The organism is Amycolatopsis sp. NPDC048633 (genome assembly GCF_040650695.1).
Classification (GTDB): domain Bacteria; phylum Actinomycetota; class Actinomycetes; order Mycobacteriales; family Pseudonocardiaceae; genus Amycolatopsis.
Map to the genome: position 1 here is coordinate 1 of NZ_JBEZHS010000036.1, position 12,417 is coordinate 12,417.

Below are 12,417 nucleotides of genomic sequence, written 5' to 3' on the forward strand. Positions count from 1 at the left end.
GTCAGCACGAGCAGAGCCCGCAGCAACGTGGTGGCGTGGCGAGGGTGCAAGCGGAGTTTGTCGAGGATGCGCCAGGATTTGAGGGCGGCGAAGCCACCCTCCACCGCGCAGCGCATCGCCGAGAACACCGCATTGGCCCGCAACTGACCCACAGTCAACGGCCGGTTCGCTTCGGCCTTGTAAGGAGTGAGCACGACCTGCTCACACACTCCGCCGCAACGGTCGCAGCCGCGGCTGTTGCGGACGTCTGTGTGCCAGCCGTGGAACCCCTTGTCCCCGGCCGGGGACAGGCCATAGTCGTGCAGCCGTTCGCGTAGGTGTAGCCGGCGGGCGGCGGTGATGTCAGCGGTCCGCCCGGGCAGCACCCCCGAGACCCACATCAGCCGGCCTGTCTCGTCGGTCACGCCGAGCACGACCAGGCCGTGGTGTTTGTGTTTGCCGCTGTAGTTGGCCCGGTTGGCGCGGCCGGTGCGGCGACGGGTCCGCATCAGGGTCCCGTCCACCAGCGCCACGGCCGCGCCCTGGGCGGCCAGCCGGTGCAGGACCCGACCCAACCGGCAGGCGCGGGCGGCGAGCAGGGTGAGGACTTCCAGCACCCAGCGCCGCACCGTGGAAGCCGACACACCCTGGCCTGCGCCGATGTGGGCCAAGCGCGGGTCGTCGCGCAGCACGGCCAGCACGACCAGGGCCTGCTCGCCGGGGCTGGCTTTGCGCCAGCGGGACCGCAGCCGGCCTCGGTGGGCGCGGATCAGTTCGGCGACCATCTGCAGGGTCTGTCGTGAGAGGGGGAGGGTGACCTGGTAGGAAAGGGGGCTGAAGCCCTCGGCGGGTTGTTGACTCACATCTCGATCTTGCCGAGGGCTTCACCTATGCCCGGGCCATCACGCTGGTCCGCGTGTCGTTTCTTGCCACAGCACCTAATCAGGCCGCTCTCGGCATCCTGACCAGCCACAACCACGATGAAACAACCCCAATGTGGCCTTCGGTGCGTTCAACGCACCGAAGGGTCCCTTGGGTGCGCTCAACGCAACCAAGGCCACATTGGGGCGCTTTACTCGCGCTCGATCTTGCGGAGCCCGGCCTCCGGCGTCCACCACTCCACGACCAGCAGGGTCGCCTCCGGGTTCAGGTGCGTGTGGACCACCTCGGTGACGTCGACGCGGAAGCCCTCACCCGTGTCGAAAGCCCGGCCGGCGATCTTCGCCTCCCCCGGCCAGTCCGCCTCGGCGCCCTCGACCGGGTCGACCGTCGCGCTGTGCAGCGCCAGCCGCGGGTCGCGCTTCAGGTCCGCGCCCTTGCGGGCGTTCGGCATCGAGCCGAACGTCAGCTCGCCGTCGGTGAACTTCGTCTCGATGCCGGAGATCCGCGGTGACCCGTCGGCCCGCAGGGTCGCGATCGTCTTGTGCCGGTGCGCGTCGAACAACCCCTGCACGCGCCGAGCGAACTCCGGTTCCGCCGCTTCGAACTCACGCCACGCCGTCATGCGGTCATGATGGCAGCCAGCGCGCGTGGACCGCCGCGGGTTTCCGGAACACCAGCCCGGACGGCGCGGCCGGCTCCGCCAAGGCGATCCCCGGCAGCCGGTCGAGCACGGTCTCCACGGCGATCCGCGTCTCCAGCCGGGCGAGGTCGGCGCCGAGGCAGAAGTGCGGGCCGTGGGCGAACGCCAGCTGTTTGCGCAGGTTCGGGCGGCGCGGGTCGAAGACGTCCGGGTCCGGGAACACCGCGGGGTCACGGTTGGCGGCCGTCAGCGAGACCGTGACGAGATCGCCCCGCGCGATCGACGCGCCGGCGAGCGAGACGTCGCGGGTCGCGTACCGGTCGACCACCGCCGCCGCGGGTTCCAGCCGCAGCGACTCCTCGATGGCCGCCGGGATGAGGGCGCGGTCCAGGTGGACCGGCTCGCGCAGCAGGTGCAGCAGCAGGTTGGCGATCATGCCCTCGGTGGTCTCGATACCCCCGAACATCAGCACCGCCGCGTTCGACACCACCTCCGGCAAGGCCAGCACCGAGGCCGCCTCGGTCAGCAACGAGCGACGCCCGATCGAACCCTCCAGGTGTGCCCGCAGCTCGTCGAAAGCTTCCGCGCCATGAGAACCCGGCTGACGGCCCGCCGAGATGTTGTCCACTGTGGACACGATCGCGTCGTACCAGGCCAGCACCCGCGCCGCGTCGGTACCGTCCAGGCCCAGCGCCTCGGCCACCACCGCGACCGACAGCGGCCCGGCCAGCGCCCGCCGCAGCTCCGCCTGCCCGGCCGCGGCGAACCCGTCGACCAGCCGGGTGCATTCGGCGCGGACGAACCCGGTGAACCGGTCCTCGATCTCCCGGGGCCGGAAGTGCCGGGAGAACGGCGTCCGGTGCCGGGCGTGCTCCCCGGCGTCCAGCGAGAGCATCGACGGGCCGACGACCCGGGCCGTCGAGAAGCGCGGGTCGTCCACGGTGAACGTCGCCGCGTCGCGCATCACCTGCACCGCCAGGTCGTACCGCGTGACCAGCCAGCCGTTCAACGCCGGCAGCCAGGCCACCGGCTCCTCCGCCCGGAGCCGGGCCAGTAGCGGGTACGGGTCGGTCGTGAGCTGCTCGATCACGCCCGCAGCCCCTCGATCAGCAGCCCGACCAGGCGGCGCGCGTCGTAGTCCGGGTTGTCTTCCGCGCCGACGCACAGGTTGCCCACCCCGCGCATCAGCTCCAGCGGTCGCACCCGCGAGGTCAGCTCGGCCGCTTCGAGCAGCTGCGCGCACACCGGGACGAGCCGCTCCAGGAAGTACGCGTGCAGCGTGTCGAAGCCGTCGCCCTGCAGGACGCCGGCCAGCCCGTGCTTGGTCACCAGGAAGTCGACGAACAGGTCGATCCACCGGGCCAGCGCCGCGTGGGGGGAGTCCGCCGCCGCCAGCAGCGCGGGTCCGGCCGAAGCGCACTCCTCCACCTGGTGCCGGTAGACGGCGATGATCAGGTCGGCCCGCGTCGGGAAGTGGCGGTAGATCGTGCCCATCCCGACGCCGGCCTTCGCCGCGATGTCGCGCACCGGCGCGTCCACGCCCGACGCCACGAAGACCGCGGCCGCCGCGTCGAGCAACGTCTTCTCGTTGCGCCGGGCGTCCGCCCGCTTGGGCTTGCTTTCGCTCACCACACCTCCCGGGGTTGCTAAACGGAACACTGCTCCGTATCGTTAGCGGAGCAGTGTTCCGTTTGCCATCTTGTCACGGAGGCCACCGAAATGCAGTACCGCACCCTGGGCCGCACCGGCATCCAGGTCAGCACCCTCGCGCTCGGCGCGATGAACTTCGGCGCGATCGGGCGCACCACCCAGGACGAGGCCACCGCCATCGTCGACGCCGCGCTCGAAGGCGGGATCAACCTCGTCGACACCGCCGACATGTACGGCCAGGGCGAGTCGGAGGTCATGGTCGGCCAGGCCGTCAAGAACCGCCGCGACGACCTCGTGCTGGCCACCAAAGCCACCATGCCGATGGGCGACGAGCGCAACCACCGCGGCAGCTCACGCCGCTGGCTCTTCAAAGCGCTCGACGACAGCCTGCGCCGGCTCGACGTCGACCACGTCGACCTCTACCAGGTCCACCGCTGGGACCCCACCACGAGCGACGAGGAAACGCTTTCCGCGCTGACCGACCTGCAGCGCGCGGGCAAGATCCGCGCCTTCGGCTCGTCGACCTTCCCGGCCTACCGCATCGTCCAGGCCCAGTGGGCCGCGCGGGAGAACCGTCTCAGCCGGTACGTCACCGAGCAACCCAGCTACTCGATCCTGCAACGCGGCATCGAGGCGCACGTCCTGCCCGTGGCGCAGGAGTACGGCCTCGGCGTGCTGGCCTGGAGCCCCCTCGCCTCGGGCTGGCTGTCGGGCGCGGTCCGCGCCGGGCAGGAGATCGCCACCAGCCGATCGAAGGTCCTGCCGCAGCGCTTCGACCTGACCGATCCCGTCAACCGGGCCCGCCTCGACGCCGTCGAAAAGCTGGCCAAGATCGCCGAGCAAGCGGGTCTTTCGCTGATTCAGCTCGCCCTCGGCTTCGTGACCGCGCACCCGGCCGTGACCAGCGCGCTCATCGGCCCGCGCACGCTCGGCCACCTGAATTCGCAGCTCGAAGCCGCCGACACCGTCCTGCCCGCCGACGTGCTCGACGAGCTCGACGCCGTCGTCGCGCCCGGCGTAGACCTGGCCGCGCACGAGAAGTTCGACACCCCGCCCGCCCTGCTCGACCCGTCCCTCCGGAGGCGTTGATGACCCCCAGCTTCGGCATCATGACCGCACCCATGAACGTCGGCTACGACGAGATCCTGCGTGTCTGGCGCGAAGCCGACACCGTCCCGGAGATCGAGCACGCCTGGCTGTTCGACCACCTCATGCCGATCGGCGGCGACCCGGACGGCCCGATCTTCGAAGGCTGGACGCTGCTTTCGGCGCTGGCCGCGCAGACCGAGCGGCTGCGCCTCGGCCTGCTCGTCACCAGCAACCGCTTCCGGCCGCCCGCGGTGCTGGCGAAGATAGCGACGACCGTGGACATCGTGTCCGGCGGCCGCCTCGACTTCGGCATCGGCGCGGGCTCGCGCCCGAGCCATCCCTTGGCCCGCCGCGAATACGACGGACACGGCCTGCCCTACCACACCCAGGACGACGCCGTCGCCGCGCTCGCCGAGGCTTGCACGGTCATCCGTCGCTTGTGGACCGACGATGAGCCGTTCGACTTCGACGGCGAGCACGTCAAGCTGAAGGGCGCCTTCGGCAACCCCAAGCCGGTGCAGCGGCCGCACCCGCCGATCATGATCGGCGGCCGGGCGAGCGCGACGCTGCGCGTGGTCGCCGAGCACGCCGACCTGTGGAACATCCCGGGCGGCGGCGACATCGACGACCTCGCCGGCCGCAGCAGGCTGCTCGACCGCTACTGCGCCGAGATCGGCCGTGACCCGGCGGAGATCACCCGTTCGATCTTCCTGCCGGTCGACTACGACAAGCCCGAGTCCACCCGCGAAAAGATCGAAGAAGCCGTCGGTGCCGGCTTCGGGCACTTCGTCCTCGGCCTGGCGAACCCCTATCCGGATGGCGTCGCGCAATGGGTCGCCGACGAGCTCATCCGCTGAGCTACTTGTCGACTCCCTCGTAGGTTCCCTGCGTGAACCGGCGTGAGAACACGAAGTACACCACCGCGACCGGCACCGTCATGAGCAGCGCGGCCGCGAGCTTCAGCGGGAACTGGTTGCCCTGGCCCAGCTCGCCGGACACCAGGGACGCCACGCCCGAGGTCAGCGTGTTCAGCGCCGGGTCCTGCCGCGACACGATGTAGTGCGGCAGCTCGTTCCAGGAACCCTGGAACGACAGGATGGTCACGGTGATCAGCGCGGGCTTCGACATCGGCAGCACCACCGACCAGAACGTGCGCAGCGGGCCGGCGCCGTCGATGCGCGCGGCCTCCTCCACACTCACCGGCACGGTCTCGAAGAACTGCTTCATGATGAACACCCCGGCGCCGTCGACGAGCAGCGGGATGATCATCCCCGAATAGCTGTCGTACATGCCGAGCTGGTTCAGCACCAGGAACTTCGGGATCAGCAGGACCACGCTCGGGACCGCGATGACGGCCACGACGGCCCCGAAGATCGCGTGACGGCCGCGGAAGCGCAGCCGGGCCAGTGCGTACCCGGCGAGCGAGTCGAACACGACGCGGCCGACGGTGATCGTCACCGAGACGAACACCGAGTTCGCCGCCCAGCGCGGGAAGTCCTGCTCGGCGAGCGTCTTGAAGACGCTGAAGGACCACTGCTGCGGCCAGGGCAGGAGCGGGTTCGCGGTGGCGTCGGCGTCGGTCTTGAACGCCGTCGCGAGCTGGATGAGGAAGGGGTAGATGTACAGCGCCGCGACCAGCACGAGCACCGCATAGCCCAGCCAGCGGCGCTTCATCGACGCTCCCGCAGGGCCCAGCGCTGCACCAGCGTGAAGGCCACGATCACGAGGAACAGGAGGAACGCGATCGCCGCGCCCTGGCCCCACTGGTGGCCGATGAACGACGTCGAGTACGAGAGGTACGCCGGGGTGAGCGTGGTGTTGGCGGGGTTGCCGCGGCTGAGCACGTACACCTGGTCGAAGACCTGCCAGGTGCCGATCAGGCCGAGCGTCAGCACGAGGAACAGCGTCGGGCGCAGCTGCGGCAGCGTGACGCGCCGGAAGCGCTGCCACGCGGTCGCGCCGTCGATCAGCGCGGCCTCGTCGACCGACGGCGGCAGGTTCTGCAGCGCCGCGTAGAACATCAGCATGAAGCCGCCGGTGGAGGTCCAGATGACCAGCACGATGATCGAGCACATCGCCACGCTCGGGCCGGCGAGCCAGTCCCACCAGGACAGTCCGAGGAAACCGTGCCCCGCCAGCGCGGACGGCGGGTTCGCCGGGTCGCCGAGCGCGAGGTGGAAGATGCCGCGCGGGTCGGCGAACCAGCTGGGACCGTCCACTCCGAACAGTTTCAGCGCGGCGTTCACCGTGCCGGTGCTGGAGAACAGGAACAGGAACACGACCGAGATCGCGACCGAGCTGGTCACGGTCGGGAAGTAGAAGGCCGTCCGGAAGAACTGGCGGCCCTTCAGCTTCTTCTTGTGCAGCACCAGCGCGAGGAACAACGCGAACGCCGTCTGCAGCGGCACGACGAACAGCACGAAGTAGCCGTTGTTCCGGACGCTGGTGGCGAAGTTCTGGCGCGTCAGCCCGGGTTCGGTCAACAGCGCGGCGTAGTTGTCCCCGCCGACGAAGGTGACGCGGGAGGAGAACGGGCTGCCGTTGCCGGTCCAGTCGCTGACGCTCACCCAGAGCGCCATCAGGATCGGCAGCACCATGAAGAGGCCGAGCACGACCAGCGTCGGGGTCAGGAAGAGCCACCCGGCCCGGCCCTCGCGGCGCAGCGGACGCCTTCCCCGGGTGCCGCGAGGCGGTGCGGTACCCGGGGCGGGCGGAATCGTGAGCAGCGTGCTCATGGTGTCACTGCCCGAGCGCGGCGGTGGTGTTCTGCTGCAGCTGCTGCAGGATCCGCTTCGGGTCGGCGCCCGGCAGCTGCTGCAGCTGGGCGTCGAAGTCGGTCAGCACCGGGTCCATCTTGGTCACGGTCACCGGGCCGTGCGCGTGGTCGGCGCCGGCGACGAACGCCGACTGGGCCGGGAACTTCTGCTCGTACTGCGCCCGCACGGACTGCCGCGACGGGATCACGCCGAACGCCTCGGCGAACGCGAGCTGCTGCTGCGGCTGCATGAACGAGTCGACGAGCTGCTTGGCCTGCTCCTGGAACTTGCTCTTGGCGGCGATGCCCCAGCACTGCGTGAACGACAGCGTCCCGGGCCCGGCCGGCCCGGCGGGCAGCGCGACGACCCGGTACTTGACGTCCGGGTAGTCCTTCTTCATGCCGCCGACCATCCAGTTGCCGTCGATGCTCATCGACGCCTTGTGCTGGCCGAACGCCTCGCCGGAGTCGCCCGCGCCGATCTGCTTCGGGTACTTGGCCACCCCGGACGAGAGCAGGTCGCGGACGTAGGTCAGGGCCTGGAGGTTCTGCGGGGTGTCCGCGGTGGCCTTCTTCTGGTCGGCGTCGACCGCCCAGCCGCCGGCCTGGACCAGGAACGCGCCCATGCGGTCGCGGGTGTCGTTGAAGACCAGCCCGGTCCGGCCGCCGGTGGTCAGCTTCTGCGCGACGGCCTTGAGCTGGTCCCACGTCTTCGGGAAGTCGGCGTCGGTGAGCCCGGCCGCGGCCCAGTCGTCGGTGTTGATCGCCAGCGCCAGCGTCGAGAAGTCCTTGGGGGCGCAGTAAAGCTTGCCGTCCTGGGTGAACGTCGTGCGCAGGGTCGGGTAGATGTCGTCCTTGTAGGACAGTCCGTCGCCGTACGGGAGCATTTCGGCGGCGTAGCCCTGGAACTTGGTGGCGTCGACGGCGAAGACGTCCGGTGGGCTCCCCGCGGCGAAGCCCTGGCTCAGCTGCTGCGGGAGGTCGTTGGCGGAGACGACCTCGGCCTTGGAGCCGTCTTTGCCCCAGGCCGCGGCGGCGTCCTGCATGGCTTTGAGCTCGGCGCCGCCACTCGCGGCGATCATCACCTTGAGCGTGGCGGGCCCGGCCTGCTGGGTGGCGGGCTGGGACGAGTCGTCGAAGCCACTGCCGCAGGCGGAAAGCGGGAGCAGCAGGCCGGCCGCCGCGAAGGCGGCCACAGTTCGGCGGGGAAGCATCGATCCTCCTTGATCGCGCGGGGACTCAGGTACTGCGGAGCACCAGGTGCGGGGTGAAGAGCGTGGTCGCGGGTCCGGCCGGAGCTTCGCCGCGCAGGATGGCCCGCAGCTGCCGCACACATTCGGCGGCGACGTCGGCGATGGGCTGGGCGACGCTGCTCAGCCCGAGCACGGACGCGGTCGGGGTGTCGTCGAAGCCGATCACGGCGGCGTCGGCACCGGGCCGGATGCCGCGGTCGCGCAGTTCGGCGGTGACGCCGAGGGCGAGAGAGTCGCTGGCACAGACGAACGCGGTCGGGGCGCCGGTATGGCTGCTCTCGGCCGGCCCCCCGCCGGGCAGGCTCGCCGAGCGGTCGCGCCCGGCCGGCCCGCTCGCGTCCAGCAGCCGGACGGCGGCCGAGCGGCCACCCTCCACCCCGTCGTACACCGCGGCCTGCGGGCCTTCGCCCAGCCCGGCCGCGGCGAGCCCCGCCGCCCAGCCCGCGCGGCGGTCGTCACCGCTGCCGGAACCCTCGGGCCAGCCGACGAACGCGATCCGGCGGTGGCCCTGGCGCAGCAGGTGGTCGGTGGCCAGCCGGGTGCCGGCGGCGCCGTCGACGTCAACCCACGGGTGGGTGTCCTCCGCGCCCCACGGGCGGCCGAAGGTGACGAACGGCAGCTCGCGCTCGAGCAGCCAGCGGGTGCGCAGGTCGTCGTGGTGGGTGTTCGTCAGAACGAAACCGTCGATGCCGACCGAGGCGATCAAGTCCGCGTACGCGCGGGTCTCGGCCTCGTCGTCGGCCGCGGTGAACAGCATGATCCGGTGGTCGTAGCGCTCGGCGGTCGCGGTCAGCGAGTGCAGGAACTGGTCGAGCACGACGCCGCTGACGCCGTTGCCCGACGGCGGGATGCACAGCCCGATGATCTGCGAGCGCGTGGTGCGCATCTGCCGCGCCGCGGTGTTCGGGCGGTAGCCCAGCCGCTCGATGGCGGCCTGGACGCGTTCCCGCGTCTCCGGGCTGACCACCTCGGGCGAGTTGATCACGTTGGACACGGTCTGGCGCGACACCGCGGCCGCCTCGGCCACCGAGTTCAGCGTGGGCCGTCCCATTCGAGCCTCCGTTTTGAACGTTCAACTGGCCGACACTCTGAACCCGTGGCGCTGAGCTGTCAAGACCGCGAATAGAGTTGACATTCTTTCGTTTGATCGATCCAATCGTGGTCATGGCCGACCTCCAGCCCCTCCTCCACGACCTCGCGATCGCGCTGCACGCGCCGACCGTCGTCCTGTCCGGCCGGGACGGGCAGATCCGCGACGGCGGCACGCAGGGTCTCCTGCACGGGGACCTGCGGCTGCTCAGCGAAGCCGTAGTGACGGTCGACGGGGACGAGCCGGAGGCCATCGCGAGCGACGAGCCGGGCGCCGGCCGCGCGCGGTTCACCGGGCTGCTGCGCCGGCTCGGCGCCCCCGGGCCCGACCCGACGGTGTGGCTGCGACGCGAGCGCCGCGTCACGGCGTCCGGGATGACCGAGGAGCTTTCGCTCGTCTCGACGGACGGGGTGAGCCGCCACTGCGTCGTCGAAGTGGTGCTGGCGGCCGACTTCGCGCCGATCGACGAGATCAAGTCGGGCGGCCGCCGCGCCCCGGTGACCCCGGACGGCACCCGGTGGGCCGCGGACTCGGCCGTGTCCGAGGTGACGGCCGAGGGCGCCGAAGTCGTCGCCGACGGCCCCCGCGTCCGGCTGCGCTGGCCGGTCGAACTGGCCGGCACCACGACTTTGCGCTGGTCACTGGCGGTGTCCGACGAGCGGGCCCTGTTCGTGCCGGCCGGCACGCGGCTGCCGCGGCCGGAGGTGCACGCCGACGACCGCCGGTTCACGGCGTTGCTCGACCGCGCCCTCGACGACCTCGACGGCCTCCTGCTCGCCGAGCACGATCACCCCGGCGACGCGTTCGCCGGCGCGGGCGCACCCTGGTTCCTCACGCTGTTCGGGCGCGACAGCATCTGGGCCGCGCGGCTCGCGTTGCCGCTGTCAGTGGACCTCGCGGGCGGCACGCTCCGGACGCTCGCCCGGGCGCAGGGCACCCGGCACGACCCGGCGACCGGCGAGGCGCCGGGCAAGATCCTGCACGAGCGGCGCCGGGACGTCTTCGAGACGATCGGCGGCGCCGCGCTGCCCGCCGAGTACTTCGGGACCGTCGACGCGACCGCGTTGTGGGTCTGCCTGCTGCACGACGCGTGGCGCTGGGGCCTGCCCGAAGACGAGATCCGCGACCTGCTGCCGACGCTGCGGTTCGCGTTGTCCTGGATCACCGGCGCGGCCGACTCCGACGGTGACGGGTTCGCCGAGTACCGCGACGAAAGCGGGCACGGCCTGGCCAACCAGGGCTGGAAGGACTCCGGCGACGCCGTCCGCTTCCGCGACGGCGAGCAGGCGAAACCGCCGATCGCCCTGAGTGAAGTCCAGGCGTACCAGCACGAAGCGGTCGTGTGCGCGGCTTCGTTGCTGACGGCGCTCGGCGAGCCCGCCGACGGTCTTTCCGAGTGGGCCGCGGCTCTACGAGAGCGCTTCCGCGACCGGTTCTGGGTGTCCACTTCGGACGGCCACTACCCGGCCTTGGCACTGGACGGCGACAAGCGGCCGGTGGACGCCCTGACGAGCAACATCGGCCACCTGCTCGGCACCGGACTGGTCTCCGATCCGGAAAGCGCGGAGATCGGGGCGCTGCTGCTGGATCCGCGACTGGCGCCAGGGTTCGGCCTGCGCACGATGAGCTCTTCTTCGGGCGGCTATTCGCCGCTGAGCTACCACTGCGGCTCGATCTGGCCGCACGACACGGCGATCGTCCTCCGGGGCCTGCAGCGATCGGGACAGGGTTCTCGCGCGGCTTCCTTGGCCGCGCAACTGCTTTCGGCCGCTCCGGCGTTCGACTACCGGTTGCCGGAACTGTTCTCTGGTTACAGCCCCTCGGAGACGTCGTCGCCCCTCCCCTACCCGGCGTCGTGCCGCCCCCAGGCCTGGTCGGCGGCGGCTGCCATGAGCCTCCTCATGGCATTCCTCGGCTTGGACGCCGACGTCCCCGCGCGGACGGTGACCCTGGACCCGCCCCGGCCCAGCCCGGTCGGGGCGCTGCGGGTCCGGGGGCTGCCGCTGGCCGGGTCCACTTTGGACGTGGCGATCAACGCCGCCGGCGAAGTGACGGAACTGCGGCTGCCGCCGGGTTTCTCACTCCTTCCGGAACAGCGCCACGAGTAGGAACGGCTGGACCGTCGCCTGAAATCGGGTAGCCACTTCGGGCTCGTCTACTCGCCCCGGGGACCGGCGACCCGGACGTCCCGGTTCACGCTTCGACGCGCTCTCGCACGGCCTTGAGCTCTTCGTCGACGACCGCCATCTGCGCGTCGACCGCCGCCGGTTCGGTTTCCTCGGGGAAGAAGAGGCTGAAGATCAGCTCGGCGCCGGTCAGGTTGGGCACCACGCGGGCGAAGAGGCCGAGGTTCGGGTCGTCGGCGCTGACGAAGTCGACGACGCCGTGGTCTTTCGCGACCTTGACGACGACCTGCCGCGCCCCGCCTTCGCCGGGGATGCGCCAGACGTCGTCGTGGTCGTGTTCGACGGCCGGCGCGAACCCGGGCGCCCACTCGGGGAGGTGGCGGGCGTCGGAGAGGTAGGCGACGACGCTTTCGGGCTTCGCGGTGAGGGTGATCGTGCGCGTCTCGGCGCGCCCCGTCTCGATTGATGTCATGATGGAAACGATACGCACATGCGTATGATTTGTCCACGCGTAAGATCCCCCGGGTGACGGAGGACGACGACCTGGCGGCCCTCTGCGCCGGGGCGGGCCGCGCGCTGGCCGAGGCGGAGGGGCCGGTCCTGGCGGAGCACGGGCTGTCGATGTGGCAGTACGCGGTCCTGGCGACCCTGGCCCACGGCTCGGCGTCCAGTCAGCTGGCGCTGGCCCAGGAGATCCACTACGACAAGACGCGGTTGATCGCGTTGCTGGACGGGCTGGTCGCGGAGGGGTTGGTGACCCGCGCGCCGGACCCGTCGGACCGACGTGCGCGCATCGTCCGCTTGACTCCGGCGGGGATCCAGCGGCACGGGGCGGTGCGGGACGCGATCCGGGTGGTGGAGGAACGGAAGCTCGCGGGGTTGAGCCCGGAGGTGCGGCGGGTGCTGCGGTCGGCTTTGACGCACCTGGCGAACACGGACTGACCCGGCAAAGT

13 protein-coding genes are annotated in these 12,417 nt (G+C 71.0%); 4 read left to right on the forward strand and 9 right to left on the reverse strand.

From position 1 onward, the window contains the following. The 4 genes from AB0C38_RS40355 to AB0C38_RS40370 form a co-directional block, all read right to left on the reverse strand. The coding region (locus AB0C38_RS40355) for a transposase family protein (protein WP_360683491.1) at window positions 1–842 on the reverse strand (842 nt) is incomplete at its 3' end. A gap of 209 nt (window positions 843–1,051) precedes the next feature. Further along, complete coding sequence (locus tag AB0C38_RS40360) at window positions 1,052–1,483, reverse strand: pyridoxamine 5'-phosphate oxidase family protein (protein ID WP_360683494.1); 432 nt, start codon at window positions 1,481–1,483, stop codon at window positions 1,052–1,054. 4 nt (window positions 1,484–1,487) lie between these two features. Beyond that, complete coding sequence (locus AB0C38_RS40365) at window positions 1,488–2,591, reverse strand: cytochrome P450 (RefSeq protein ID WP_360683497.1); 1,104 nt, start codon at window positions 2,589–2,591, stop codon at window positions 1,488–1,490. Continuing rightward, entirely contained in the window at window positions 2,588–3,130 is a 543-nt protein-coding gene (locus AB0C38_RS40370; protein WP_360683500.1) for a TetR/AcrR family transcriptional regulator, read from the reverse strand. Before AB0C38_RS40370 ends, AB0C38_RS40365 begins: the two co-directional genes overlap by 4 nt. A 90-nt stretch (window positions 3,131–3,220) precedes the next feature. Here AB0C38_RS40370 and AB0C38_RS40375 point away from each other — a divergent pair, with 90 nt between their 5' ends. Further along, complete coding sequence (locus tag AB0C38_RS40375) at window positions 3,221–4,240, forward strand: aldo/keto reductase (RefSeq protein ID WP_360683502.1); 1,020 nt, start codon at window positions 3,221–3,223, stop codon at window positions 4,238–4,240. Continuing rightward, on the forward strand, window positions 4,240–5,097 hold the full coding sequence (locus AB0C38_RS40380; RefSeq protein WP_360683504.1) for an LLM class flavin-dependent oxidoreductase: 858 nt from the start codon (window positions 4,240–4,242) through the stop codon (window positions 5,095–5,097). The genes AB0C38_RS40375 and AB0C38_RS40380 overlap by 1 nt, the downstream gene beginning before the upstream one ends. A 1-nt stretch (window position 5,098) precedes the next feature. On the opposite strand, the gene AB0C38_RS40385 is transcribed toward AB0C38_RS40380, so the two are convergent. Genes AB0C38_RS40385 through AB0C38_RS40400 form a run of 4 tightly spaced genes read right to left on the reverse strand, consistent with a single transcriptional unit; the run spans window position 5,099 to window position 9,299 of the window. Then, complete coding sequence (locus AB0C38_RS40385) at window positions 5,099–5,914, reverse strand: carbohydrate ABC transporter permease (protein ID WP_360683507.1); 816 nt, start codon at window positions 5,912–5,914, stop codon at window positions 5,099–5,101. After that, complete coding sequence (locus AB0C38_RS40390; RefSeq protein WP_360683510.1) at window positions 5,911–6,975, reverse strand: sugar ABC transporter permease; 1,065 nt, start codon at window positions 6,973–6,975, stop codon at window positions 5,911–5,913. Before AB0C38_RS40390 ends, AB0C38_RS40385 begins: the two co-directional genes overlap by 4 nt. 4 nt (window positions 6,976–6,979) lie before the next feature. Then, the gene (locus AB0C38_RS40395; protein ID WP_360683512.1) at window positions 6,980–8,209 is read right to left on the reverse strand and encodes an extracellular solute-binding protein; all 1,230 of its coding nucleotides are present in this window, start codon (window positions 8,207–8,209) and stop codon (window positions 6,980–6,982) included. A gap of 25 nt (window positions 8,210–8,234) precedes the next feature. Continuing rightward, a complete protein-coding gene (locus AB0C38_RS40400) occupies window positions 8,235–9,299 on the reverse strand; it encodes a LacI family DNA-binding transcriptional regulator (protein ID WP_360683515.1) in 1,065 nt (354 codons plus the stop codon). 113 nt (window positions 9,300–9,412) lie between these two features. Here AB0C38_RS40400 and AB0C38_RS40405 point away from each other — a divergent pair, with 113 nt between their 5' ends. Next, a complete protein-coding gene (locus AB0C38_RS40405; RefSeq protein ID WP_360683518.1) occupies window positions 9,413–11,446 on the forward strand; it encodes a glycogen debranching N-terminal domain-containing protein in 2,034 nt (677 codons plus the stop codon). Window positions 11,447–11,531: 85 nt separating this feature from the next. On the opposite strand, the gene AB0C38_RS40410 is transcribed toward AB0C38_RS40405, so the two are convergent. Further along, window positions 11,532–11,936 carry a hypothetical protein gene (locus AB0C38_RS40410; protein ID WP_360683521.1) on the reverse strand — a complete coding sequence of 135 codons (405 nt, stop codon included), beginning with the start codon at window positions 11,934–11,936 and terminating at the stop codon, window positions 11,532–11,534. Between the two features lie 53 nt (window positions 11,937–11,989). Between AB0C38_RS40410 and AB0C38_RS40415 the strand changes: the two genes are divergently transcribed. After that, window positions 11,990–12,406, forward strand: a complete 417-nt coding sequence (locus AB0C38_RS40415; RefSeq protein ID WP_360683524.1) for a MarR family transcriptional regulator — start codon at window positions 11,990–11,992, stop codon at window positions 12,404–12,406. The last annotated feature ends 11 nt before the right edge of the window (window positions 12,407–12,417 follow it).

Excerpts from the sequence above, each read along its gene's own strand:
- AB0C38_RS40390 (WP_360683510.1), bottom strand. The coding sequence starts at position 6,975 with ATGAGCACGCTGCTCACGATTCCGCCCGCCCCGGGTACCGCACCGCCT.
- AB0C38_RS40395 (WP_360683512.1), bottom strand. The coding sequence starts at position 8,209 with ATGCTTCCCCGCCGAACTGTGGCCGCCTTCGCGGCGGCCGGCCTGCTG.
- AB0C38_RS40410 (WP_360683521.1), bottom strand. The coding sequence starts at position 11,936 with ATGACATCAATCGAGACGGGGCGCGCCGAGACGCGCACGATCACCCTC.
- AB0C38_RS40405 (WP_360683518.1), top strand. The coding sequence starts at position 9,413 with ATGGCCGACCTCCAGCCCCTCCTCCACGACCTCGCGATCGCGCTGCAC.
- AB0C38_RS40375 (WP_360683502.1), top strand. The coding sequence starts at position 3,221 with ATGCAGTACCGCACCCTGGGCCGCACCGGCATCCAGGTCAGCACCCTC.
- AB0C38_RS40385 (WP_360683507.1), bottom strand. The coding sequence starts at position 5,914 with ATGAAGCGCCGCTGGCTGGGCTATGCGGTGCTCGTGCTGGTCGCGGCG.
- AB0C38_RS40400 (WP_360683515.1), bottom strand. The coding sequence starts at position 9,299 with ATGGGACGGCCCACGCTGAACTCGGTGGCCGAGGCGGCCGCGGTGTCG.
- AB0C38_RS40380 (WP_360683504.1), top strand. The coding sequence starts at position 4,240 with ATGACCCCCAGCTTCGGCATCATGACCGCACCCATGAACGTCGGCTAC.
- AB0C38_RS40360 (WP_360683494.1), bottom strand. The coding sequence starts at position 1,483 with ATGACGGCGTGGCGTGAGTTCGAAGCGGCGGAACCGGAGTTCGCTCGG.